Origin of the sequence: Actinophytocola algeriensis (genome assembly GCF_014203735.1) — a bacterium.
GTDB classification, from domain to species: Bacteria; Actinomycetota; Actinomycetes; order Mycobacteriales; family Pseudonocardiaceae; genus Actinophytocola; species Actinophytocola algeriensis.
Genome location: NZ_JACHJQ010000003.1, coordinates 517,501 through 540,035, shown reverse-complemented (window position 1 = coordinate 540,035; position 22,535 = coordinate 517,501). Strand labels below are relative to the sequence as shown.

The 22,535-nt window shown below is 71.5% G+C and carries 21 protein-coding genes and 1 tRNA gene; 18 read left to right on the top strand and 4 right to left on the bottom strand.

Annotation, left to right across the window (positions count from 1 at the left end; translation table 11 throughout):
- Window positions 1–33 precede the first annotated feature (33 nt).
- Window positions 34–109: transfer RNA gene (locus tag FHR82_RS14840), tRNA-Gly, on the top strand.
- A gap of 7 nt (window positions 110–116) precedes the next feature.
- Here FHR82_RS14840 and FHR82_RS14835 read toward each other — a convergent pair.
- Together FHR82_RS14835 and FHR82_RS14830 are read right to left on the bottom strand one after the other, a co-directional pair.
- Entirely contained in the window at window positions 117–269 is a 153-nt protein-coding gene (locus FHR82_RS14835) for a helix-turn-helix domain-containing protein (protein WP_184810958.1), read from the bottom strand.
- A 147-nt stretch (window positions 270–416) separates the two neighbouring features.
- A complete protein-coding gene (locus FHR82_RS14830) occupies window positions 417–650 on the bottom strand; it encodes a helix-turn-helix domain-containing protein (RefSeq protein WP_184810957.1) in 234 nt (77 codons plus the stop codon).
- On the opposite strand from FHR82_RS14830, the gene FHR82_RS14825 reads away from it, so the two are divergent.
- The 17 genes from FHR82_RS14825 (at window position 640) to FHR82_RS14745 (ending at window position 21,249) form a co-directional block, all read left to right on the top strand.
- Window positions 640–1,032 carry a hypothetical protein gene (locus FHR82_RS14825; protein ID WP_184810956.1) on the top strand — a complete coding sequence of 131 codons (393 nt, stop codon included), beginning with the start codon at window positions 640–642 and terminating at the stop codon, window positions 1,030–1,032. The two genes, FHR82_RS14830 and FHR82_RS14825, sit on opposite strands and share 11 nt — an antisense overlap.
- A 19-nt stretch (window positions 1,033–1,051) precedes the next feature.
- Window positions 1,052–2,371, top strand: a complete 1,320-nt coding sequence (locus FHR82_RS14820) for an alginate O-acetyltransferase AlgX-related protein (protein WP_184810955.1) — start codon at window positions 1,052–1,054, stop codon at window positions 2,369–2,371.
- Window positions 2,372–4,081, top strand: coding sequence for a hypothetical protein (locus tag FHR82_RS14815; RefSeq protein ID WP_184810954.1), 1,710 nt, complete (start codon window positions 2,372–2,374; stop codon window positions 4,079–4,081).
- A 95-nt stretch (window positions 4,082–4,176) separates the two neighbouring features.
- Complete coding sequence (locus FHR82_RS14810) at window positions 4,177–5,922, top strand: hypothetical protein (RefSeq protein ID WP_184810953.1); 1,746 nt, start codon at window positions 4,177–4,179, stop codon at window positions 5,920–5,922.
- A gap of 2 nt (window positions 5,923–5,924) precedes the next feature.
- The gene (locus FHR82_RS14805; protein WP_184810952.1) at window positions 5,925–6,929 is read left to right on the top strand and encodes a glycosyltransferase family 2 protein; all 1,005 of its coding nucleotides are present in this window, start codon (window positions 5,925–5,927) and stop codon (window positions 6,927–6,929) included.
- A complete protein-coding gene (locus FHR82_RS14800; RefSeq protein WP_184810951.1) occupies window positions 6,926–7,633 on the top strand; it encodes a class I SAM-dependent methyltransferase in 708 nt (235 codons plus the stop codon). Before FHR82_RS14805 ends, FHR82_RS14800 begins: the two co-directional genes overlap by 4 nt.
- 23 nt (window positions 7,634–7,656) lie before the next feature.
- Window positions 7,657–8,607, top strand: coding sequence for a lysylphosphatidylglycerol synthase domain-containing protein (locus FHR82_RS14795; RefSeq protein WP_184810950.1), 951 nt, complete (start codon window positions 7,657–7,659; stop codon window positions 8,605–8,607).
- 45 nt (window positions 8,608–8,652) lie between these two features.
- Window positions 8,653–9,762 carry a methyltransferase domain-containing protein gene (locus FHR82_RS14790; RefSeq protein WP_184810949.1) on the top strand — a complete coding sequence of 370 codons (1,110 nt, stop codon included), beginning with the start codon at window positions 8,653–8,655 and terminating at the stop codon, window positions 9,760–9,762.
- Window positions 9,759–10,370, top strand: coding sequence for a hypothetical protein (locus FHR82_RS14785; RefSeq protein ID WP_184810948.1), 612 nt, complete (start codon window positions 9,759–9,761; stop codon window positions 10,368–10,370). The genes FHR82_RS14790 and FHR82_RS14785 overlap by 4 nt, the downstream gene beginning before the upstream one ends.
- Window positions 10,367–11,278: a hypothetical protein gene (locus tag FHR82_RS14780; RefSeq protein ID WP_184810947.1), complete on the top strand. Its 912-nt coding sequence runs from the start codon at window positions 10,367–10,369 to the stop codon at window positions 11,276–11,278. Before FHR82_RS14785 ends, FHR82_RS14780 begins: the two co-directional genes overlap by 4 nt.
- Window positions 11,275–12,384: an acyltransferase family protein gene (locus tag FHR82_RS14775; RefSeq protein ID WP_184810946.1), complete on the top strand. Its 1,110-nt coding sequence runs from the start codon at window positions 11,275–11,277 to the stop codon at window positions 12,382–12,384. Before FHR82_RS14780 ends, FHR82_RS14775 begins: the two co-directional genes overlap by 4 nt.
- Before the next feature lie 71 nt (window positions 12,385–12,455).
- Window positions 12,456–13,076: a hypothetical protein gene (locus FHR82_RS14770; protein ID WP_184810945.1), complete on the top strand. Its 621-nt coding sequence runs from the start codon at window positions 12,456–12,458 to the stop codon at window positions 13,074–13,076.
- On the top strand, window positions 13,061–14,164 hold the full coding sequence (locus tag FHR82_RS14765; RefSeq protein WP_184810944.1) for a hypothetical protein: 1,104 nt from the start codon (window positions 13,061–13,063) through the stop codon (window positions 14,162–14,164). The genes FHR82_RS14770 and FHR82_RS14765 overlap by 16 nt, the downstream gene beginning before the upstream one ends.
- A complete protein-coding gene (locus FHR82_RS14760; protein ID WP_184810943.1) occupies window positions 14,161–15,267 on the top strand; it encodes an acyltransferase family protein in 1,107 nt (368 codons plus the stop codon). The genes FHR82_RS14765 and FHR82_RS14760 overlap by 4 nt, the downstream gene beginning before the upstream one ends.
- Complete coding sequence (locus FHR82_RS14755) at window positions 15,233–16,429, top strand: SHOCT domain-containing protein (protein WP_184810942.1); 1,197 nt, start codon at window positions 15,233–15,235, stop codon at window positions 16,427–16,429. Before FHR82_RS14760 ends, FHR82_RS14755 begins: the two co-directional genes overlap by 35 nt.
- 106 nt (window positions 16,430–16,535) lie before the next feature.
- Window positions 16,536–17,651, top strand: coding sequence for an SHOCT domain-containing protein (locus FHR82_RS14750; protein ID WP_184810941.1), 1,116 nt, complete (start codon window positions 16,536–16,538; stop codon window positions 17,649–17,651).
- Window positions 17,652–17,685: 34 nt separating this feature from the next.
- Window positions 17,686–21,249, top strand: a complete 3,564-nt coding sequence (locus tag FHR82_RS14745) for a glycosyltransferase (RefSeq protein WP_184810940.1) — start codon at window positions 17,686–17,688, stop codon at window positions 21,247–21,249.
- Here the strand turns inward: FHR82_RS14745 and yidC are convergent.
- Both yidC and FHR82_RS14735 read right to left on the bottom strand, forming a co-directional pair.
- Window positions 21,246–22,085 (bottom strand): membrane protein insertase YidC, encoded by an 840-nt coding sequence (yidC, locus tag FHR82_RS14740; protein WP_184810939.1) that lies wholly within the window; start codon window positions 22,083–22,085, stop codon window positions 21,246–21,248. The genes FHR82_RS14745 and yidC overlap by 4 nt on opposite strands.
- A gap of 69 nt (window positions 22,086–22,154) precedes the next feature.
- The gene (locus FHR82_RS14735) at window positions 22,155–22,460 is read right to left on the bottom strand and encodes a DUF6412 domain-containing protein (RefSeq protein ID WP_311771083.1); all 306 of its coding nucleotides are present in this window, start codon (window positions 22,458–22,460) and stop codon (window positions 22,155–22,157) included.
- Window positions 22,461–22,535 lie beyond the last annotated feature (75 nt).

Below are 22,535 nucleotides of genomic sequence, written 5' to 3'. Positions count from 1 at the left end.
GTGTTAAGGCCCTGAGGTATGCTTTCCGGCATTGCGGACGTGGCGCAGCTGGTAGCGCATCACCTTGCCAAGGTGAGGGTCGCGGGTTCGAATCCCGTCGTCCGCTCCACTCTTTCCTAACGCGGGCCGTAGCCCATCGCGTTCAGGTACCGGACCAGCAGCGGTTGCGCGGGGACGGTCCGGCCCATCTCGAAACTCGCCAGCTCCGCGTGTGACGTGCCCGCGAGTTTCGACAGCCGGGTGCGCGTCCAGCCGAGGTCTTCACGCATGGACTAAACGAGGCGGCCGTTGTCCTCCGCGTCCCAGCGGGCGCGCTGCGCTTCGGTCACGTCGACCGCGTTGAACCAGGTCGTGCTCATGGCGCGCATTCCACCACCCGCACGATCAACTACGCCAGGGTCACCCGGTGAGGGACGTCAGGCGGTGCGGCCCATCGCGCGCAGGAGGGTGGTCAGCATCGGTTCGACCGGGGAGACGCGGCCGGACTCGAAGAGGGTTACGTCCTCCTCCGGCACGTCCGCGGCCGACGCCAGCTGTGCGCGGGTCAGGCCCTCCTCGTTGCGGACGATCTCCACCAGCCTGCCGCAGTCCTCGGCCTCTTGGCGGGCCTTGTCCGTCGCCGGTTCGAACCAACCACTCGTGTTCGCCATGGCGCCACTTTACGGAGGCCGTGATACGAACTGGGGCATGAGCTGGCAGGAGCGGCTTCGGGAACTCGGTGAGCGGCTGGCGGCCGGGGAGATCTCGACGAACGACTACCGGAAGACGAGCGAGGAGATCCTCGCCGAGGCGGATGCGGAGGCGGCGGCAGACACCCAACCGGCAGACACACGACCGGCAGACACACGACCGGCAGATGCCGAACAGGCCGGGGAACCGGCCGCCGACAAGCCCAAGGTGCACATTCCCGTGTCCGCCGCCTGGGAGGCGCCATCCGGGGAGATGACCCAGATCGTGGGGACACAGGACAAGACCACTGTGGTCAACGCCTCGATCGCCGACAAACCGGAACCTGAACACCCCGCGACGTGAGACCCGTTAACGTGCACCTGTGACCATCGAGCTGCCACCCGTCCACGAGGCGTGGCTGCCCAGGGAGCACTCCCTGCACCGGCCCCGGCACGGCAAGCGGCAGCTCACGGCGCTGATCAGCGCGCTGGTCTTCCTCGCGACGCCGACGCTCATGTGGGTGTTCGGCATGCGGCCGAGCGAGATCGAGAACCACGAGCTCGCGAGCTTCCCCAGCGTCAGCGACGGCTGGGGGCTGTTCACCGGCATGGAGGGCTGGGCCACCGACAACCTCGTGTTCCGCGAGGAGGCCATCAGCGCCGCCGACTGGGTCAGCCGCACCTTCTTCGGTGAGCCCGCGCCGTTCGACCAGGGCGGCGGCACGCCGACCGGACCCCTGCCCGGCACGCCAGGTGAGCAGGACACGAAGCCCGGCGACGAGGAGGACACCCCCGTCCAGGGGCCGTCCGACGGGCAGGAGCAGGCCGGGTTCCGGACGGTCGTGGAGGGCGAGGACGGCTGGCTCTACTACGGCTCCGACGCCCTGTCCAAGTGCCGGCCGACGAAACCGCTGGCGCAGACCATCGGCCAGCTCGCCAAGCTGCGGGACGTGGTCGAGCGGTCCGGACGGGAGTTCGTGCTGGTCCTCGTGCCGGACAAGACCACGATGGTGCCCGAGCACCTGCCCGAGACCTACCCCGGCAAGGACTGCGCCGCGCCGGTCACACCCGAGCTGTGGCAGCAGTCCATCGCGGTCGCCGGCGGGCTCGACATGCGGCCCCGCCTCGCCGCCGCCGCGGAGCGCCACGACAAGCCCATGTACTACCCGCTCGACACCCACTGGACCGCGGAAGGCGCCCTCGAAATGGTGAAGGGCGTCGCGCTCGAGGTGAAGCCGGAGGTCGCCGACGACTGGCGCATCCAGGTCAAGAGCAGGGACAAGGTGACCGCGGACCTGCCGAGGCTGATCGGGCAGAAGGGCGAGAACAACGTCACCAACTACCGGTTCAAGCCGGACGGGCGCTACGACCGGGCGCGCAAGAACATCGTCGACATGGTCGAGCCGAAGCACTACGACTCCAAGGACCTGCCCGGCATGGTGTACGCGCCGACGGCGGTGCTGGGCGACTCGTTCCTCGTGAACGCGTCCGGCTACCTGCCCGCCGCGTTCGCCGACCTGACCATGCAGTACTACCGCTCGGCGGGCAACCGCCCGGACGAGGTGGTCGGCACGATCCGGGACGCCGAGATCGTCGTGCTCGAGGTCGTCGAGCGGAACGTCGCGGCCGGTGTCATCGACCTGCTCGACCAGAGCTTCCTCGACCGGCTCGACCAAGAGCTGCAGAAACACCCGGTTCGTTAGGTGCGGACGGACGGGGTCGGGTACGACACGTGGGCCGGGCAGGAACACGGCACCGGCTACGCACCCGTGCGCCAGTGGATGGCCGACCGGCGGCTCGCATTCGGCGTCGAGCTCCTCGCGGTGCTGCCCGCGCTCGCGATGGCGTTCGAGGTCGCCGCGTCCCCCCGGCTACAGCTGCTGGACTACTGGTCGGTGCTGCTGCGGATCACCAACCCCGACGGCAGCTACAACATCGACGGCGTCTGGGACCTCCAGAACGAGCACCCGCTGATCATCCCGTCGTTCTTCTACTGGGCCGACGCGAAGCTGTTCGGCGGCGACAACCGCATGCTCGGCTACCTCACGATCGTGATCGCCGTGCTCACGATCCTGATGCTGCGGTCCGCGCTGCCCAAGGTGCTGCCCGTCGTACTCCGCGCCGGGCTGGTCGTGGCGATGTCCGCACTGGTGTTCAGCCTGCACGGCATCCACAACTTCGCGCTCGGCATGAGCGGCGCGGCGTGGCTCACCGCGAACATGCTGGTGGTCGGGTCGCTGTTGCTCGCGAGGAAGCGGCGATGGCTCCTCGCGTGGCTGGTGGGCGTGCTGGCGTGCGCGAGCTACGGCACCGGGTTCGCCGTGTGGCCCGCGCTGTTCCTGCTGGCGTGCATGCACCGGGAACGGTGGTGGCGCCGGATCGCGACGCTCGTCATCGGCGCCGCGGTGGTCGCCGTGTGGCTGACCATGCGCCCGAGCGTCGTGCCGGGCAAGGACCCCGCGAACGACATCGGCAGCCTGCTGTACGCGTTCCTCACCCTCATCGGGCACGTGTGGACGGGCCGGTCCGCCGATCTCGCGGCGATCGCGGGCGGGGCCATCCTCTGCGGGCTCGCCGCGCTGCTGACCGTGCCGTCCGCACGGGCGGGGCGGTTGTGGTTCTGGTGGGCGGTCGCCTGCTACGGGGTGCTGGCGTGCGGGATGATCGCGACCGCCCGCGTCGACTTCGGTACCGACATCGGCCTGGCCAGCCGCTACACGTCGCTGTCGGTGCTCACCTCGGTGCCGCTGCTGGTGGTCGTCGCGACCGTCGCGTTCCGCCGGTCGCCGAGGAACGCGCCCCGGTTCGCGGTCGTGTCCGTCGCGATCGGGCTCGTCGGGTTCACGCTCGGCGCGCCGATGGTGGCGGTGGTCCGGGAAGCGCTCACCGACGTCCCCCTGCGCGCGGTCGCGCTGCGCGCCCAGCTGGACGACCGGTTCTGGTACGGCTTCCCGCCAACGGACCAGCTCGCGGGCAGGCTGGCGGCGCTGGACCACTACCCGTACACCGACGACTTCACCATCGGCTGCGGCGGCCCGGAGCTGGGCGACCGGCTGAAACTGTCCGACATGCGGCCCATGCTCGCCCCCGACGAGGACGAGCCGGGACCGACCGGCGCGGTCGACGCGAGCGAGACCCGAGGCGACACGACACTGCTGCGCGGGTGGGCCACGGACGGCCGCGAGGATGTCCGATGCGTCCTGTTCACCGACGCCAGGGGCGAGGTGACCGGCGGCGGCCAGTACCATCTGGCCAGGCCGGACGTGCAGAGCCTGCTCGAGTGGGCGCCGTCCGACACGGGATTCGCGGTGATCGCGCCAACCGATCCGGCTGGTCGGGTGGTCATCGTCCTGGACAGCGGCCGGATGCTGTGGCTCCCGGGGAAGGCAGTCGAGGGGGAACCTCCCGATTAATCGACAGCAATAATCGACAGTGACGGGCCGCGCGTCGCCCTGTTGCCGGACTTTGACAGGCTGGACGGCGTGGACCCGGCGCGGAGGAATGTGACGTGACGAGCACGGTGACGGACAAGTCGGAGCCGGATTCGGCGCCCGAGGAACGCGCCGGCGAGGCACCGGCAACCGCCGGCACCTGGTGGCAGAAGCTGGAGCGCTTCGCCACGACCCGCTGGCTCGCGCGCCTCATCGAGTTCCTCGCGCTGGTCCCGGCCGCCGCGATGACCATCGAGGTGGCGAGAGCGCCGGAGCTGCACTTCGTCGACTACTGGTACGCGCTGGTCCGGTTCGTGAGCCTGGACGGGTCGCTCAACTTCGGCGGCCTGTGGAAAGCGTCCAACGAGCACCTGATCGCGGTGCCGTCGATGCTGTACTACGGCGACGCGACGATCTTCGGCGGCGACCAGCGGATCCTGGGCTACCTGGACATCCTCATCGCGCTCGCGACCGTGGTGCTGATCCGGTTCGCGATCCCGAGGTCGCTGCCGGTCGTGGTGCGCGCGTCGATCGTGCTCGCGTCGTCCGCGCTGATCTTCAGCCTGCACGGGCTGCACAACTTCACCCACGCGATGAGCGGCGCCGCCTGGCTGACCGCGAACCTGATCTCGGTCGGCGCGCTGCTGTTCGCGGTCAAGGGCAAGTGGTGGCCCGCGTGGGGCATGGCGCTGCTCGGCAGCATCACCTACGGCACCGCGTTCGCCGTGTGGCCGTCGCTCGCGCTGGTCGCGATCCTGCGCAAGGAGCCCGTGTGGCGGCGGGTCCTGCCGCTCGCGCTGGGCGCGGTGATCGTCGTCGGCTGGATGTCGGTCAACCACAACGCGGCCGGGTCCGGCACCGAGAGCGACATCGGCACCGCCATCTACGGCCTGTTCGCGGTCATCGGGAAGGTCTGGACCGCGAACAACACCGGCATGGCGGTGTTCGCGGGTGCGGTGATCGTCGCCGGGTACGCCACGATGGCGACGGTGAAGGCGGCCAAGGCCCCTGAGCTGCGGTTCTGGTGGGGGCTGGGCTGCCACGGGTTCTTCGGTTCGGCGATGATCGCGGTCTCGCGCATCGACTTCGGCCTCGACTACAGCCAGCACAGCCGGTACACGTCGGTGTCCGTGCTGGTCTCGCTGCCGCTGCTGGTCATCATCGGCACCGTCGTCCACTCCTTCGCCGCGCGGCACTGGCGCAAGATCGCCGTCGCCTTCGCGGTCGCCGGCGTCACGGGCTTCGCGCTCGGCGTGCCGACCGCCGACACCGTGCGGGCCGAGAACGCCGACCACGAGATCAAGTCGGTGGCGCTGCGGGCCGGCTACCTCAACGCGTTCGGGTGGGCGCTGCCGCCGGAGGGCCACCAACTGGTGCCGCGGCTCGAGGCGCTGGGCCACTACCCGTTCAACGACGACTTCACGCTCGGCTGCGGTGGCCCGGAACTGGGCGACACCATCGACATGAGCGGCGTCGAGGAGATCGGCTTCCCGACCGGTGGCCGCACCCCCGCCTCGCCGGCCGGGGTGGTCGACCTGGTGGAGGAGAAGCCGGGGTCACGCCTCGTGTGGGGATGGGCGACGGGAGTGAAGGACCCGGTGCGCTGTACCGTCCTTGTCGACTCCTCGGACAAGGTCGTGGGCGGCGGCGTCAGCGACCGGGTGCGTTCGGACATCGCCCAGCAGTACCTGGGCATCAACGCGGACACCGGTTTCGGCATGGTGGGACCGGACGAGGACGACCTCCGGGTCGTGGTGATCCTGGAGAGCGGCGCGAAGCGCTGGATGCCGGCGGAAGTTCCGGACGACGAGGACCAGAAGTGAGTATGGAGACAGTGCCAGAGCCCCAGGTCAGCGTCCTGATCCCGGTCAAGGACGAAGAGGCGACACTGGCCACGTTGGTCGGCCAGATCGACGAGGCGTTCAAGCCTCTGGACACCGAGTACGAGGTCATCTTCGTCGACGACGGCAGCACGGACTCCAGCTGGGACGTCATGTCGCGGCTCGCCGAGGACAACCCGCGCGTGCGCGCCATCCGGTTCCGCCGCAACTTCGGCAAGGCCGCCGCACTGGCCGCGGCCGTCGACGAGGCCCGCGGCGAGCGGGTCGTCACGATGGACGCCGACCTGCAGGACGACCCGGCCGAGGTGCCGCGCCTGCTCGCCGAGCTGGACGACGGCGCCGACCTGGTCTCCGGGCACAAGGCGGACCGCAAGGACCCGCTGGGCAAGCGGATCCCGTCGAAGTTCTTCAACATGATGACCAACGTCATGACCGGCCTGAAGATCAACGACCACAACTGCGGGCTCAAGGCGGCGCGGACCGAGGTGTACCGGCGGGTGCCGCTGTACGGCGAGCTGCACCGCTACATCCCGGCGCTCGCGCACCAGACCGGCTACAAGGTCCGTGAGCTGCCGGTCAACCACCGGCCGCGTGAGCACGGCAAGTCGAAGTACGGCTTCGAGCGGTACGTTCGCGGCGCCATCGACCTGCTGACGGTCATGACGATCACCAAGTACGGCCGCCGTCCCGCGCACCTGTTCGGCGGGATCGGCCTGCTGTCCGCGTTCATCGGCTTCCTGACGCTGGCCTACCTGACCATCGTGAAGCTGTTCGGCGGTCAGGCGATCGGGGACCGGCCGCTGCTGATGCTCGGCATCCTGCTGGTCATCCTCGGTGTGCAGCTGATCTCGATCGGGTTGATCGCCGAGATCGTGCTGCACCGAACCGCGAACCGGCGAGAAGCCACCGATCTCATCCGGGAACGAACCCCTGCCGAGCCGACCGCCCGCGACGCGGAGGTCAAGGTTTCCGAGAAGGTTGAAGCATGAGCGGCGTGCGTGGCGCATACGTGACCGGCGTGAAGACCCTCCGCAAGGCGGCGGAGAAGACCGGGCTGCTCGGCAAGCTGGAGAACAGCGCCTCACCGAAGGCGCGACACGTCCGCACGCTGTTCTCGATCTTCGACGCGAACGACATGGTCCGCATGGACATGGCCTGGTGGAGCTACCCGGCCATGGAGCGGGTCGACGAGTTCCTGTCCGAGCGGCCGGAAGCGCGGATCTTCGAGTACGGCGCGGGCGCGAGCACCCTGTGGCTCGCCAAGCGCGCCGCGCGGGTCGACAGCGTCGAGCACGACACCGGGTGGGCGGAGTCGGTGCGCGGGATGCTGGCCGACTCCCCCGGCAACGTGAAGTTGCACGCCGTGGCGCCGACCGCGGCCACCGCCGACAGCGTCGTGCGCTCCGGTCGCGTCGGGCACACCGACCTCGACTTCGGCGACTACGTGTCGACGATCGACGAGGTCGGCGGGCCGTTCGACCTGATCGTGGTGGACGGGCGCGCCAGGGTCGACGCGTTCCGCCGCTCGCTCGACCACCTCGCCGACGGCGGTGTCGTCGTGTTCGACAACATCAAGCGCAAGCGGTACTGGGACGTCATCTCGGTCATGCCCGGCCTGCGCATCGAGCTGCTCAAGGGCGGCACGCCGACGCTGCCCTATCCGACGACCACTGGGCTGATCTGGCGTGACTGAGCGGAGCTTGCGGAGCGAGCATCGTGACTGACGAGCCGGCTGCCCCGAAACCGAGCCGGCGGGCGGACCTGCTGGCCCTGGTCTTCGTGGTGGTCGCCGTCGGGGTCGCCGTCTGGGCGCTGCGCGACGACTTCCCGTCGATGGTCGACGCGCTCGGGAAGATCTCGTGGTGGCGGCCGGTCGTGGCGTTCGCCGGGATCGTGCTCGGCCTGCTGGCGACCGCCGAGGTGTGGAAGCACTGCCTCGGCGCGCTCGGCGCACCGGTGACGTCCCGGGCCGCGCGGGAGATCTTCTTCCCCGCACAGGTCGGGAAGTACCTGCCCGGTTCGGTGTGGCCGTTCCTGGCGCAGATGAAGTTCGCGCGCGAGCGTGGCGTGCCGGGCGGCATGGCGTTGCTCGCCGGGTCGGTGTTCCTCGTCGTGCACACGGTGACGTCCGTGCTCGTCGGCGCGCTGCTGCTGGTGAGCCAGCCCGCGCTGGTGGACAGGTTCGGCTGGGCCGGGCTGTGCATCCCGCTCGCGCTGGTCGTGCTGCACCCCAAGGTGATCAACTTCCTGGCGCGCAAGCTCGCGAAGCGGTCCGGGGAGGAACCGCCGGTGCTGCGGTGGTCCGGCCTGGTGAAGCCGCTGCTGTGGATGCTGCCCGCGTGGCTGGGCTACGGCGTGGCCGGCTACGTGCTGGCGGACCCGTTCACGGACTCGGTGCTGCAGCTGGCGGTCGTGTGCACTGGCGCGTTCGCGCTCGGCTGGCTGGTGGGGCTGCTCGTGTTCCTGGCCCCGGCCGGTGTCGGTGCCCGCGAGGCGGTGCTGATCCTCGCGCTCACCCCGCTGCTGGGCGCCCCCGCCGCGGCCACCGTCAGCCTGATGCTGCGCGTGGGCCACACGCTCGCGGACCTGGTGCTCGCGCTGCGGTACGGGCTGATCCGCGCCCGCGCGAAACGTCCCTCGGAAGCAGAGCATCCGGCGGGCGTTTAGCCTTGCCGCTGTCAGCGGTCTACAGGTGTGTCGGGGGGAGCGGGCATGGCAGTCGATCGGCTGAAGTCGACGTGGGAGGACCTCGGGAGGACCGACCCGCTGTGGGCCGTGCTCACCGATCCCGGCCGGCGGCACGGCGGGTGGCAGGTGGACGAGTTCCTCGCCACCGGCGCCGCGCCGGTCGCGCAGGTGCGCGCGCGGGTCGACGAGGCCGGGCTGTCGCTCGGTGACCGGGTGCTCGACTTCGGGTGCGGCGCTGGCCGGTTGTCCAACGCGCTCGCCACGCACGCCAAGGAGGTCGTCGGCGTCGACATCGCGCAGTCGATGATCGACGAGGCGAACCGCATCAACCAGTTCCCGGACCGCGTCTCGTACGTGGCCTACGACGGGCACCGGCTGCCGTTCGACGACGAGTCGTTCGACGCGGCCGTCAGCCTCATCTCCATCCAGCACTCGCCGCCCGCGGTGCAGCTGGCGTGCCTCGTCGAGCTGCAGCGCGTCGTGCGGCCCGGTGGCGTGCTGGTGCTGCAGATCCCGTCGCGGCCGAGCAGGCCTGCCGAGCTGCCCGCCGAGGCCATGCGTGCCGGGATCGAGCTGCTGTCCGTGCCGACGCCGGTGGGCGCCGGACAGACCGCGCCGGTGCGGGCCAGGGTCACCAACGTCAGCGACCGGACGTGGCCCGCCGGGCAGCTGATCCGGCTCGGCAACCACTGGCACCGCGACGGCGAGACCGTGCGCTGGAACGACGGCCGCGCCGACCTGCCGCACGATCTCGCGCCGGGTTCGTCCGTCGAGCTGGAGCTGCCGGTCGTCGCGCCGGACGTGCCGGGGACCCACGAGCTGGAGCTGGACGTGGTCCAGGAAGCCGTGACGTGGTGGGCGGCGGCGGGCAGCACGCCGGTCCGCACGTCCGTCGAGGTCGTGGCCGACGAGGTCGCGGACATGCCGTCACTCGCGCCCGCCCAGGAAGTAGCGCCGCAGGCCGCGCCACGGGGGCGCAACGACGGCGGCATGGAGATGTTCGGCATGGACCCGCGGCTCGTGCGGCTCGCGTTCGCGCACTGCGGTTCCGACCTCGTGCACACCGTGGCCGACGGCATGGCGGGCGCGGAGTGGGAGAGCTTCACCTACGTGGTCCGCCGCGGCACGGTGTGAGAGCGGTTCTGCGCGTAGTCGGGGTGCACGTGCTGCTCGCGGGTCTGGCGCTGGGCGCCGTCGCGGTGTGGGGCACGGGCGCGGATCCCGCGCGTGCGGATCTCGCGGTGACCGTCCCCGACACCGATCCCCGCCTGCCGGTGAACCCGGAGCTGGTGGCGCTCGTGCGGCCGCCGGGTCTGGTGGTCATGGACACCACCAAGGAGAAGAACGGCGCCTGGCTCACCGCGGTCCTGCCCGAGAAGGAGGCGCGGTACTTCACCGACGCCGGTGTGGCGTCGGTGAAGGCGCTCGTGAGCCGGGACGGCGAGTTCAGCCAGGGCGTGTGGCAGTTCCCGGTCCGCGACGGCGCCGACCCCGTCGCCGCGTTGCGGGCGGCCGACGACTTCTACGCCGCCGGCGGCTGGGCGGAGGCGCCCGGCCCGAGGGACGTGCTGGTCCGCTCGCACGCGCCGACGCCGGAGCTGCCGCTCGCCGCGTACCGCGCCCACTACGTCCGGGGGCCGTACCTGATCCGCGTCGAGGCGTACGGGCCGGACGCCGAGCGCGTCCACCGCGAGTTCGAAGCGCTCGTGGACAGGCAGCTGGACCGGTGGCCGCCGACATGACGGCTGTCATCGCGACACGGACCGTTCCCGTCACACTGCTGCGGGCCGGTGGCGCGCTGCTCGGCGTCTACGGCTACCTCGTCGCGCTGTGGCCCACGCGGCACGGATCGGACCCGGCGCCGGTCGCGGTGGTGCGGGAGTGGGTCGCCCGGCCACTCGGCCTCGGCGAGGACTTCGGGCCGCTCGGCGTGCTGCTGCTGCTCGTGTGCACCGGCTGGACGGCCGGTGGTGCGCGGTTCCGCCCGCTGCGGCTGGTGGCCGTGTGCCTGCCCGCGGTCGTCGCTTCGGCGCTCGCGGTGGCCGGGACGCGGCTCGGGCTCGCGGACGTGACGACGATCGGCGGGGTGCTGGCGCCGCTCGCGTGGGTCGCCGGGCTGCAGCTGGTCGGGTGGGTCGTCGCGCTGGACCCGAGGACGTGGCCGTCCGTGCTCGCGACGCTCGTCGTGGTCGGCGTCCTGTCGGTGTTCGCGCGGGACGCGCTCGGCAGGCCGCTGCTGTTCCTGCCGCTCGTGCTGCTCGGGCTCGTGACCCGGCGCGTGCTGGACCGTGAGCTGGTGCCGTGGGCCGGGCTGCTGCTCGGCGCGGGCTGTGCGGCGGCGGTGATCGGCGCGGACCGGGCCTTCCCGGCGCTGGCGCAGTGGTGGTACCCGGTCGCCGCCACCTACGCGGTCCTGCTGTTCCTGGTCGCGGTGTACGTGCCCGGCGCGACCGCGACCGCGACCGCGCTCGCCGCGCAGCCGGTGACCCGCTGGCTCGCGGACCGGGCCGAGTGGCTGCTCCTGCTGGGCGGGGTCGCGGGGTTCGCCGTGCTCGGCGCGCTCCCGAACGCCGCGGGCATGGTCGCCGCACTGCTCGCCACTGGCGTCGCCGCCGACCTGTGCCACCGCCTCACCAGGAGGCCCGCGTGAAGAAACCCGGCTACTACCACGGTCTCGACGTGCTGCGGGTCGTCGCGTCGATCGCGGTCGTCTACGTCCACACCCGCGACTGGTTCACCACCGGCGGGCAGCGGTGGCGGTTCGACGAGGGCTTCACCGCCGCGGTGCTGGCGCCCCTGCACGTCGACGCCTACCTGGTGCCGTTCTCGATCAGTGCGTTCTTCCTGATCAGCGGGCTCGTGATCACGCACGCCGCGTTCCGGGAGAGCCCTGGGCGGTTCCTGTTCCGCCGGGCCGCGCGGACGCTGCCCGCGATGTGGGTCGTGCTGCTGGTCGTGTGGTTCGTGGCCCGTGCGGGCGTGCCGATCGGGGTGCCGGGCGAGGTCACCGTGCGCACGCTGGTCACGAACCTGACGCTCACGAACTTCTTCTTCTCGGGCAACCCCGGGCTCGACCTCGTCACGTGGACGCTGGTCGTGCAGTTCGCGTTCTACGTGCTCGTGGCGGCCATGATCCCGTTGCTGCGCCGGTGGCCGTGGCTGCCGCCCGCGCTGTCGATCACGCTCGTGTCGGTGCTGTTGTCGGTGGTGCGGACCGAGTCACCGGTCGCGATGCACACGCTGCGGGTGGTCGTCACGCTGCTGCCGGTCCTGTTCATCGGCCAGCTGATCGGCCTGGTCCGGCTCGGGAAGCTGCACCCGCTGGCGGGGCTCGCCTACGGCGCCCTGCACTGGCTGCTGCTCGTGCGCGGCGACCTCACCAGCGACTTCACCCCGGCCATCCCGGGATATCCGCAGCTGACGGCGTGCCTGGCGCTGCTCGTGATCGTCTGTTGCCTGCTGCCCGGCGGCATGGCGCCCGCCCGCTGGGTCCGGGCCGTGGCGAACCGGACCTACGCCGTCTTCCTGGTCCACGTGCCGGTGCTGTACGTGTCCCCGCACCTGGTCTCGGCACCCGCGGGCTCGACCCCGGCTTTCCTCGTCGCCATGGCGGGCACGGTGGTCACCGCGGAGCTCCTGCACCGGTTCGTGGAGGAACCGGTGGTGCGGTGGTGCCGCCGGCGGGAGCGGCCCGCCGCCACGCCAGCGCAGGACGATTCGCCGGAAAAAGCAAGCCCCATTCACCCGATCAGGTAACGCTCCCCCGCGTTTTTCGATTGTCGTGGTGGCGGGTGCCGGTCCACGTGCCCCGTCTCAGGAGGTTTGCTGTGAGGGGGGCACGGCCCACCGTTCCGGTGGTACTCGTCCACGCGCTGCTCGCGGTCGTCGTGCTCGGCGCCGTGGCGCTGTGGGGCACCGGCAGCGACCCGGCGGGCGCCGCCACGCAGGTCACCGCACCCGATCCGGACCCACGACTGCCCGGCCCCGAGTCGCTCGCGCTGGTGCGGCCGCCCGGCACGGTCGTGCTCGACAACACCAGGGTGAAGCGCGGCGACGTGCCGGCCACCGTGCTGCCGGAGGCCGAGGCGCAGGCCGTCACCGCCGCCGGGGTGGTCTCGGTCAAGGCGCTGGTCAGCCGGGACGGCGCGGTCAGCCGCGGTGTGTGGCAGCTGGCGGTCCGCAACGGCGGCGACGCGGGGGACGCGCTGCGCGCGATCGACGACCTGTACGCCGCGGGTGGCTGGCAGCCAGCGGACAGCCCGGCTCCCGGTGTCGTGGTCCGGGCCCAGGTACCGGGCGACGGACAGCCGTACTCCGGCTACCGAGCCCACTACGTCCGCGGCCCGTACCTCATCCGCATCGAGGCCTACGGGACCGCCAAGGCACTCGTCGACCGCGAGTTCGCCGCGCTGGCGCGGCGGCAGCTGGCCGAATGGCCACCGCGGTGACCGCGCCGCCGGCCGGTCCGCCGACCAGCCCGGCCATCGCCGTCCCGGCAGCCGGAACCGTCCCCGCGGCCGACCCGGCACGTGACCGCGCGGGCAGGCCGCTCGCCGTGCCGGTCACCCTGCTGCGCGCGGGGGCCGCGCTGCTCGGCGTGTACGGCTACCTCGTCACGCTGTGGCTCGCCAGGCACGGGTCGCACCCCGAGCCGATCGCCACCGTCCGGGAGTGGCTCAACCGGCCGCTCGGCGTGGCGGAGGACTTCGGTCCCCTGGCCGTGATGCTGCTGCTCACCGCGACCGGGTACCTGGCGGCGGCCAGGGGGTTCGGCGGGTGGCGGCTGGTACGCGCGTACCTGCCGGTGCTCGTGGTGACGGTCCTCGCCGCGGCCGCCGTCCTCGCCGGGATCGACGTGTGGACCACCCCGCCGGACGCCTCGGTCACCGCGCCGAACGTCGTGGCGAACCTGACGTTCGCGAGCCACCTCGTCGCCGCCAAGACGGTGCTGGTGCCGCTCGCGTGGGTCGCCGGACTGCAGCTCGTCGCGTGGCTCGTCGCACTCGACCGGCGGACGTGGCCGACGGTGCTCCTGCTGCTCGTCGCCACCGGGGTGCTGTGCCTGTTCGCGGGCGACCTCACCCACCTCGGCAGGCCGCTGCTGTTCCTGCCGCTGGTGCTCGTCGGGCACGTGACGTGGCGGGTGCTCGACCGGACCCTGCCCCTGTTGGCGGGCATGCTGCTCGTCGCCGCCTGTCTCGCCGCGATCATCGCCGTCGACCGGACCTTCGCCGGGCTCGAGCAGTGGTGGTACCCGGTCGCCGCCACCTACGCGGTGCTGCTGTTGCTCGTCGCGGTCCGCGCGGCAGGCCCGACCGCCGCCACGATCGCCGCGCACCCGGTGACGCGCTGGCTCGCCGACCGCGCCGAGTGGCTGGTCCTGCTCGGCGGCGTCATCGGGTTCGCCGTCCTCGAACCGCTGCGCGGAACCGTCCCCGTGCCGCTGGGCATGGTCGCCGCGCTCGCCGCCGTCGGACTCGCCGCCGAGGCGTGCCACCGGCTCACCGGCGTGATCACGAAGGCGGAGCGGGCATGAGACCTGGGTACTACCCCGGCCTGGACGTCCTGCGCATCGTCGCGGCTCTCGTCGTCTTCTACGACCACGCCCGCGACTGGTTCACCTCCGGCGGGCAGCGGTGGTGGTTCGACGACGTCTTCACCTCGGGCGTGGTCGAACCCCTGGCCCTCGGTGACCACCTCGGACCGCTCGCGATCAGCACGTTCTTCGTCGTCAGCGGCTTCGTGATCACCAACGCCGCGTTCCGCGAGAGCCCGGGGCGCTTCCTCGCACGCCGTGCCATGCGCATCGTGCCCGCGCTGTGGGTGGTGCTGCTGATCATCTGGTTCGTCGCGCGGGCAGGGGTCCCGATCGCGGTGACGGGCACCGCCGACACGAGCACCCTGCTGACGAACCTGACGCTCACCAACCTCTTCTTCTCCGGCGAACCAGCGCTGGACGCCGTGACGTGGTCACTCGTCGTGCAGGTCGTCTACTACCTGTACGTCGCGGTCACCATCCCGTTGCTGCGCCGCTGGCCGTGGCTGCCGTCGATACTGGCGGTCGCACTGGCGGGCGTGCTGCTGTCGGTGGTCCGGGCCGAGGTCCCGGTCGCGGCCCACACCGTGCGCGTGGTCGTCACCTTCCTGCCGATTCTGTTCATCGGGCAGCTCATCGCCCTGGTGCGGCTCGGCAAGCTGCACCCGCTGGCGGGCACGGCCTACGGCGTCCTGCACTGGCTGTTGCTCGTGCGTGGTGATCTCACCAGCTATTTCACCCCGGCTGTTCCGGGCTATCCCCAATCGGTGGTATGCATAGCCCTGCTCGTGATCGTCTGCACCCGGATATCCGGCGGCGAGGTGGCCGGGCGCTGGGTCAGAGCCGTGGCAAACCGAACTTATGCCGTCTATTTGGTTCATGTGCCGGTGCTCTACGTGACACCTCACCTATTGTCGACATCCGCGGGGACGACCCTGGCCTTCCTCACCGTGGTGGCAGGTACGGCGGTCACGGCTGACCTGCTGCACAGGGTTGTCGAGGTACCTGCGGTCCGGTTGTTCCGCAGGTGGGAAAATCGTGGACAGTACACAGCTGAAAGGGCACCGGATGACGTGGCAGGAAGAGCTGAGGCAACTCGATAGCGCACTTGCCGGCGGGGAGCTCTCAGCCAACGAGTACCGCAAGCGCCGGGACGAGATCCTGGCGGCCGCGTCGTCCGCACAACCGCCGTCTCCGCTGCTCGGCGCACCGGCCGAGCCGCCGCCCGCCCAGGCGGACAACGGTGACCAGGCCGGTGACCAGGCCGAGGTCACGCAGATCGTCAACGTCGAAGAGTCCGAGGCCGACCAGACCCAGATCATCGACGCCGCGACGATGACAGGCGTCAAGGCGGGCGGCAACGGCAACGGCGGTGACAACAATGCCGACGCCGATGCCGAGCGCACGCAGGCGGTGGCGGCGAAGGTCCAGCCCGCGCTCCCAGCCCAGCCCGCGGCCCAGCAGCCCGCACCACAGCAGGCCGCGCCGCAGCAGCCCGTGTGGGCGACCCAGCTGCCGGAGCCGAACGCTTCCGCCGGGATGTACCCGCCGCCGCCGCAGGCGATCCCCGGTATGCCCGGGCCCACGGTGACCCCCCACGACGCGCAGGACCTGTTCACCAGCAACAAGCCGCCCCGCGGCAGCAAGAAGCCGTTGCTGATCGGCCTCGTGGTGCTGGTGGTGCTCGCGCTCGCCGGTGGCGCCGTGTGGTTCTTCGGCTTCAGCGGTGACGACGACCCGCAGAACACGGCCGAACAGACGAGCACGCCGGCCGAGCCCGCGCCGGAGCCGGTCGACATCACCAAGATCGAGCTGCCGGGCAAGCCCGCCGACAACGGCGGCGAGATGGACATCGCGCGGGCAGGCGAGCTGAAGGTCCTCGCCCCGGCGGAGGCAGCGCTGATCGCGGACGCGGGCGCCGACACGGTCGTCTACTCCGGCACCGCGGAGGGCGACTACCGCTACCTCCTGTACGCGTACAACACCGCGGACCAGAAAGCGGCCGAGGAGCTCACCGGCAACCTGCTCGACATTCAGAAGCAGCTCGGCTTCGAGGACACCGAGGTCGGCGAGGTGCCGGACAGCGTGCACGTGTCCACGGTCAGCAACCCGCAGGCCTCGGCGATGCGCGGGGTGTACACCTACGGGGACACCACGATCCAGCTCTCCGTGCTCCAAGTGCCCGCCGGCGGCATCGACGAGCTCCGGGTCCAGTTCCAGCGGGCGATGACGGCCGTGACGGACGCGGCACCACCCGGGAACTGACCCGACCCACCCCGGGGTTTGACCGCACCCCGTACCCAATACTCTTTCTGAGGCCACAGCGGGGCACTGAGCTGGCGGCCATTTCATCTGGTTGGAGGGCGACTTCATGTCCTGGCAAGACGAGCTCGCACAGCTCGACAGCGCTTTGGCGTCCGGCCAGATCTCCGCGGACGAGTACCGCACCCGGCGCGACCGCGTGATCGCACAGGCGTCCGGTCAGAGCGCGCCGGAGCAGCAGCAACAACAGCAGCCGCAGGGGGCCGAGCCGACCGCGGTGTTCCGGCCCGTGCAGCCGCCGCCGCAGCAGGCTGACCGCACGCAGGTCGTGTCCGGTCAGGGGCCCGGCAACGAGCACACACAGGTGGTGGGCCGCCAGGACGCGGACAGCACCCAGATCGTGCCGAACATACAGCAGCAGCCGCATTTTCCGCCGCCGCAGCCGCCGCCCCCGTGGGAGAGCCAGCAGCCGCACCCGCAGGCCATGACCCCGCCCCCGTGGGCGAACGAGGACCTGCCGCCGGAGTTCGGGCAGCAGAGCTGGCCGCGGCAGGGTCCCGAGGTCTTCGCGGAGAAGTCCGGCGGCGGCACCGGCAAGGTCGTCGGCATCATCGTCGCCGTCGTCGTGGTGCTCGCGCTCGCGGGCGGCGCGGTCTGGTTCTTCGGCTTCAAGGACAGCGGGAACAACCAGGCCGACAACAAGACCACCGAGCAGACCCAGCCGGAGACCACCAGCTCGAAGCCGCCGCCCCCGGACATCCCGGAGGGCCCGTTCCTCGACCTGCCCGGCGACAAGGTGTTCAACCGCACCGTGCCGATCGCGCAGGCGGTGGCCGAGAAGCTGCCGACCGAGACCGAGGCGAAGCTCCTGCAGTCCGTCGGGGTGTCCGAGGTCAGCGGCCTCGTCGCCGAGGACAACGACCTGCGCTCGGGCCTCTGGGCGTTCAAGGTCGACGAGACCGGCGACCCGGCCGCGGTGCTGGCCGCGATGGACCAGCTCTACCAGCAGGCCAAGTACGAGCTGGTCAGCGAGGAGAACGGGGTCAAGGTCCGCAAGCTCGCGGCCGCCACCCCGGACGCGCCGACCGTGTTCCGCGCGCACTACGTGACCGAGGACGGCTACCTGGTGCGGGTGGAGGTGTACGGCGCCGACTCGGCGAACGTGGAGTCGACGTTCAACGACCTGCTCGCCGACGAGACCGACGAGTTCGCGCCGGTTTCGTGACCGCTGGCGTGACTGTCTCGACGGCGACGCGCTCATGACGATCGACTACGCCGACGGAGCCGAGTCGGCGGTGCTGGCTGCCCTGCGGTCCGCGCACGACGTGAGCGCGGGATCCACCGAGCTGTCACGGCTGGTCGAGACGTGGGAGACGGCCTACCACTTCTCCCCCGCCCGGCTCGGCCTGCTCGCACCGCTGCGGATCGCACCCGGTCTGCGGGTCGTCGACCTCGGCTGCGGGTCCGGCGTGCTGTCCAGGGCGCTCGGCGAGGCAGGCGCGTCGGTGCTCGGCATCGAGGGCGTGCCCGACCGGGCCGCCGCGGCGGCGGAACGCTGCCGCGACCTCGCCGACGTGCGGATCGTCCAGGCCACGCTGGCCGACGGGCTCGCCGGCGCGGCCGGACCGTTCGACCTCGCGATGGTGTGCGGGGTGCTGGAGTACAACGACCCGGCCGCGCTGCTGCCGCCCGTGGTGAACGCGCTGTCCGACGACGGTGTCGTGGTGCTCGCGATCGAGAACCAGCTGGGTTTGCGGTACCTGCTGGGCGGCGTCGAGGACCACCACGACAAGGCGTGGGTCGGGCTGGCGGACTACCCGGGTGCCAAGCGCAGCCCGCGCACGTGGACCCGCCAGGCGCTCGGCGAGCTGCTCGCGGGCGCCGGGCTCACGGCGCAGCGGTGGCTGTTCCCGTACCCGGACTACAAGATGCCGAGGGTGGTGCTGGACGAGTCCGCGTTCCGGCACGGGCCCGAGCTGGTGGAGAAGCTCGTCCGCGACCCGCTGCAGAGCTCGTTCGGCGGCAACGACGGCGTCGTGTCCGGCCGCATCGCGCACCGGCTCGCGATGGCCGAGGGCATGGGCGTCTCGGTCGCGCCGTCGTTCCTGGTCGTGGCGTCGAGATCGCCGGAGGCGCTGGCGAAGGTGGCCCAGCCGGGGCTCGCGTGGCTGATCAGCGGCGCGCGCAGACCGGTGTGGCGGCGGACGCGGCGGGTGGGCGCCGACCACACGCTCCAGACCATCCACAGTGGACTCGGCGACTCCGGTTCGTGGCTGCGCCAGGAACACGTGGTGACCGAGCCCCTGCACCCCGGCCGCGCGCTCGACGCGTGCCTGCTCGACGCCATGCGCACCGCCGACCACGACGAGCTGACCCGGCTGTTCGACGTGTGGCGCCGCACCTGCACCGCGCGGGCGAGAGCGCTGGAGCCCGCCGACCTGGCCCACCCGTACCTGCCGCACCGCGACGACGTGCCCGTGCTGCCGCCGGACCACCTCGACGTGCACCCCGGCAACCTGATCATCGGCCCGGACGGGTCGGTCACCCGCGTCGACCTGGAGTGGCACGCGGGCCAGGGCGTCGACGCCGAACTGGTGATGCTGCGGGCACTGCTCGAGTTCGCCCGCGAGACCGTGCAGGGCCACGCGCCGCACCCGTGGCCGGACCGCACGAGCGTCCGCGGGGTGCTCGCCGAGCTGTGCGCGCTGACCGGGCTGACCGCCGCGCTCGAGGACCGCTGGGCCGAGCTGGTGGCGGCGGAGGCCGCGCTGCAGGAGCAGGTGACCGGTCACCCGGCCGCCCGCATCGCGGCCGCGCTCGAACACGACGTCGACGCCGACTACGGCGACCCGCTGTGGCAGCTCCCCGGCGGGATGCGGCGGCTGCGTGCCGACCACGACGCCTTCCGGGCGGCCGAACACGAGCGGGACACCGCGCTGCGGCGTGAACACCACCTGACCGGTGAGCTGACCGCGCACCGCGAGCAGGTCGCGGACCTGACCGAACGCCTCGCGCAGGCCGAGCACGGGCTCGCGATGACGCGGTCCGAGATGGACCTGAAGGACGACCGCATCGGGCAGGCGTTCAACGACCTGACCGCCGCGGTCGCCGAGGCCGCCGCGGCGTGGCAGGCAGGCGAGCGGACCGAGGCGGCGCGCGCCGCGCTCGACGCGGAGACCGCGAGCCTGCGGGACCGCCTGCACCGCACACGGTCCCGGCTGGACGCGCTCGAGAACGCGAAGCTGGTGCGGGTCGCGCACAAGTCCCTGTGGCCGGCGGGCCGCCTGGTCCGCGGGGTCCGCGACCTGGCGCTCGGCAGGCCGGGCGACGAGCCGGACGGCCTGCTGCGCAAGCTCGGCCAGAAGTCCCCGGGCCTGACACGCAAGCTGGCTTCGCGGTACCGGCGTTCCGCCGGGTCCGCGCGCGAGGCCGGGCTGCACTACGACTTCCAGGTGCCGGACACGCTGCCGGTCGGCGCGGGTCAGGTGCTGGAGCTGGACGGCTGGGTCACGCACGCCTCGCTCGGTGTGCGGGCGGTGTCCATGCGGGCCGGGTCGCGGCACGTGCCCGGCAGCCTCGGCCACCACCGCCCGGACGTGGCGGCGGCGCTGCGGCCCGGCGGTGTGCGGGTGCCCGACGGCAGCGGTGTGTCGTTCCGGATTCCCGTCGCGGGCGCCGACGCACCGGGGCGGCTGGCGTTGACACTGGTGGTGGAGCTGGTCGACGGGACAACGCTGACGCGGCAGCTGCCGACGGTGGAGCTGGCGCCCGCGAACCTCGCGCCGTCGGCCGTGCGCTGGCCATCGGACGGCGCGAAGGTCGCGATCTGCATGGCGACCTACCGGCCCGACCCGGACTTCCTGGCGCACCAGCTCGACTCGATCCGCGCGCAGAAACACCCGAACTGGGTGTGCGTGATCGCCGACGACGCGTCCGGCGACGAGCACGTCGCCACGATCCGGCGCCTGGTCGACGGCGACGACCGGTTCGTGGTGCTCGCCCATGACGAGAACGTCGGCTTCTACCGCAACTTCGAGCGCGCGATGACCCACGTGCCCGCCGACGCCCAGTTCGTGGCGCTGTCCGACCAGGACGACGTGTGGGACGCCGACAAGCTGGACACGCTGCTGGAGCGGTTCGACGACCCGGCGGTCACCCTCGCGTACGCCGACATGCGGCTGATCGACGAGCACGACGAGGTGGTGGCGTCGTCGTTCTGGCGGCACCGGCACAACCAGTGGACCGACCTGGACGCGTTGCTGCTGCTCAACACCGTGACCGGCGCGGCGGCCATGGTCCGCGCCGACGTGGTGCGCGACCTCGTGCTGCCGTTCCCGCCCGGGACGCCGTCGGCGTTCCACGACCAGTGGATCGCCGCGACCGCCATGGCCGCGGGCCGGCTCGAGTTCGTGGACCGGCCACTGCACTCCTACCGCCAGCACGGCGGCGCGATCACCGGCCGCCGCGACAACCGCCTCGACGACGGCCTGCCCACCGGGCTCGGCTGGCTGGGTCTCGCGATGGGCGCCCGCCGCGACGACGCCGAGCTGGAGGCGGTCGCGGAGTACGAGCTGCGGCGCGTCGCCCAGTTCACGACCGTGCTGCTGATGCGCACGTGGCACCGGCTGGGCGACGTGCGGGAGAAGCTCGCCGAGCTGACCCGGGTGGAACGGGACCTGACGCCGCTGGTGCGCCGCGCCCGCGCCGACCGCCAGGAGACGGCAGGCGCGGAACGACGGCTCCTGGCCGCGGCGGTGCGGTGGAAGTCGTTGCGCGGCAAGCGGTTGCGCATCCCGGTACTCCCACCGCACCCCGTGGACTAACGCCGCTCCGGCTTCTGTCCCGGCCGTGGGCCGACCGCCTTGGGCTTCTCCGGGGTCGCCGCCGCTTCCTCACGGTCGACCTTCGCGGTCAGGACGTGCTGCTGCCCGAACGTCCACACGTTGCTGGCCAGGAAGTACAGCAACACCCCGATCGGCACCGGGAAGAACAACCCGGACCCGAGCATGCCGGCGGGCGCCAGGTACATCATCGCCTTGCTGATCCCCGCCACCTGCGGGTTGACGTCGACCTGCCGCTTCAGCGACATCCGCATCGACAGGAACGTGGCCGCGCTGGCGATCAGCATCAGCGGGATGCCGACGGCGAGCATGTGCGCCTTGTCGGTGCCGAACGCGGCCAGCTCGGCCACCGGCTGACTGACCCAGTTGCCCAGCTTGGCGCCGAACAGGTCCGCGTTGAGGAACGACGTCACACCGGCCTGGTCGAAGACGTGGTTGGCCGTGGCGCCGGGCGTGAAGTCGCGCAGCACCCAGTACAGGCTCAGGAAAACGGGGATCTGCAGCAGTGCGGGCAGGCAGCCGCTGAACGGGCTGGTGCCGTGGTCCGCGTGCAGCTTCTGGATCTCCTGCGCCATGCGCCGGCGGTCCTTGCCGTACTTCTCGCGGATCTTCTTCATCCGCGGCGCGAGCTTCTGGGTGCGCCGCCCGGCCCGCAGCTGACCGAGCGCCGGCCGGACGAGCAGAGTGCGGATGGAAAAGACGAGGAACACGATGGCGAGCACCCACGCCGCCCCGCTGTCGGGACTGAGCAGGGCGCCGAAAACGGTGTGCCAGAACCAGAGAATGGCCGAGACCGGGTACAGGAAGATGTCGAACAAGGGTCGCTCCAGGAGTTCATGCGAGGTGACATGGGCAGGCGGGAGCGACTGCCTTACTCAGAAAGGGTTTCAGGCAGCCGCGCTGCCGAGTCCAGGAGCTCGTGGCCGGGTGCGTCCCGGCGCGTCGGGATCGCGCAACCGCAGGAAGACGGTCAGTTTCGCGCGTTCACGCAGGCTGAGCGTGCGGACCGCCGTGGGTACGGTCGCCGGCGGCACGTGCAGCACGACGGCGACGACCAGCGCGGCGGCGAGACCGACGGTGAGCGCACCGGCGAGGTCGCCGAGTCCGCCGGCCGCGGGCAACGCGATGAACAGGGCGGGCAGGAAGAGGGCGAGTACCAACCTCGCCCGCACCAGCACAGAATCCCGCCCCACGGGCTCCACTGTACTGGGATCTGTCTCGCAGGTCTTTTGCCGAGGTGCGTACCTGATCAGCAGTTACCTCAGGGG

Bases quoted from the DNA above. Each gene is read 5' to 3' on its own strand.
- FHR82_RS14835 (WP_184810958.1), bottom strand. From the start codon at position 269: ATGCGTGAAGACCTCGGCTGGACGCGCACCCGGCTGTCGAAACTCGCG.
- FHR82_RS14805 (WP_184810952.1), top strand. From the start codon at position 5,925: ATGGAGACAGTGCCAGAGCCCCAGGTCAGCGTCCTGATCCCGGTCAAG.
- FHR82_RS14800 (WP_184810951.1), top strand. From the start codon at position 6,926: ATGAGCGGCGTGCGTGGCGCATACGTGACCGGCGTGAAGACCCTCCGC.
- FHR82_RS14830 (WP_184810957.1), bottom strand. From the start codon at position 650: ATGGCGAACACGAGTGGTTGGTTCGAACCGGCGACGGACAAGGCCCGC.
- FHR82_RS14765 (WP_184810944.1), top strand. From the start codon at position 13,061: ATGGCCACCGCGGTGACCGCGCCGCCGGCCGGTCCGCCGACCAGCCCG.
- FHR82_RS14755 (WP_184810942.1), top strand. From the start codon at position 15,233: ATGACGTGGCAGGAAGAGCTGAGGCAACTCGATAGCGCACTTGCCGGC.
- FHR82_RS14745 (WP_184810940.1), top strand. From the start codon at position 17,686: ATGACGATCGACTACGCCGACGGAGCCGAGTCGGCGGTGCTGGCTGCC.
- FHR82_RS14750 (WP_184810941.1), top strand. From the start codon at position 16,536: ATGTCCTGGCAAGACGAGCTCGCACAGCTCGACAGCGCTTTGGCGTCC.
- FHR82_RS14790 (WP_184810949.1), top strand. From the start codon at position 8,653: ATGGCAGTCGATCGGCTGAAGTCGACGTGGGAGGACCTCGGGAGGACC.
- FHR82_RS14780 (WP_184810947.1), top strand. From the start codon at position 10,367: ATGACGGCTGTCATCGCGACACGGACCGTTCCCGTCACACTGCTGCGG.
- FHR82_RS14760 (WP_184810943.1), top strand. From the start codon at position 14,161: ATGAGACCTGGGTACTACCCCGGCCTGGACGTCCTGCGCATCGTCGCG.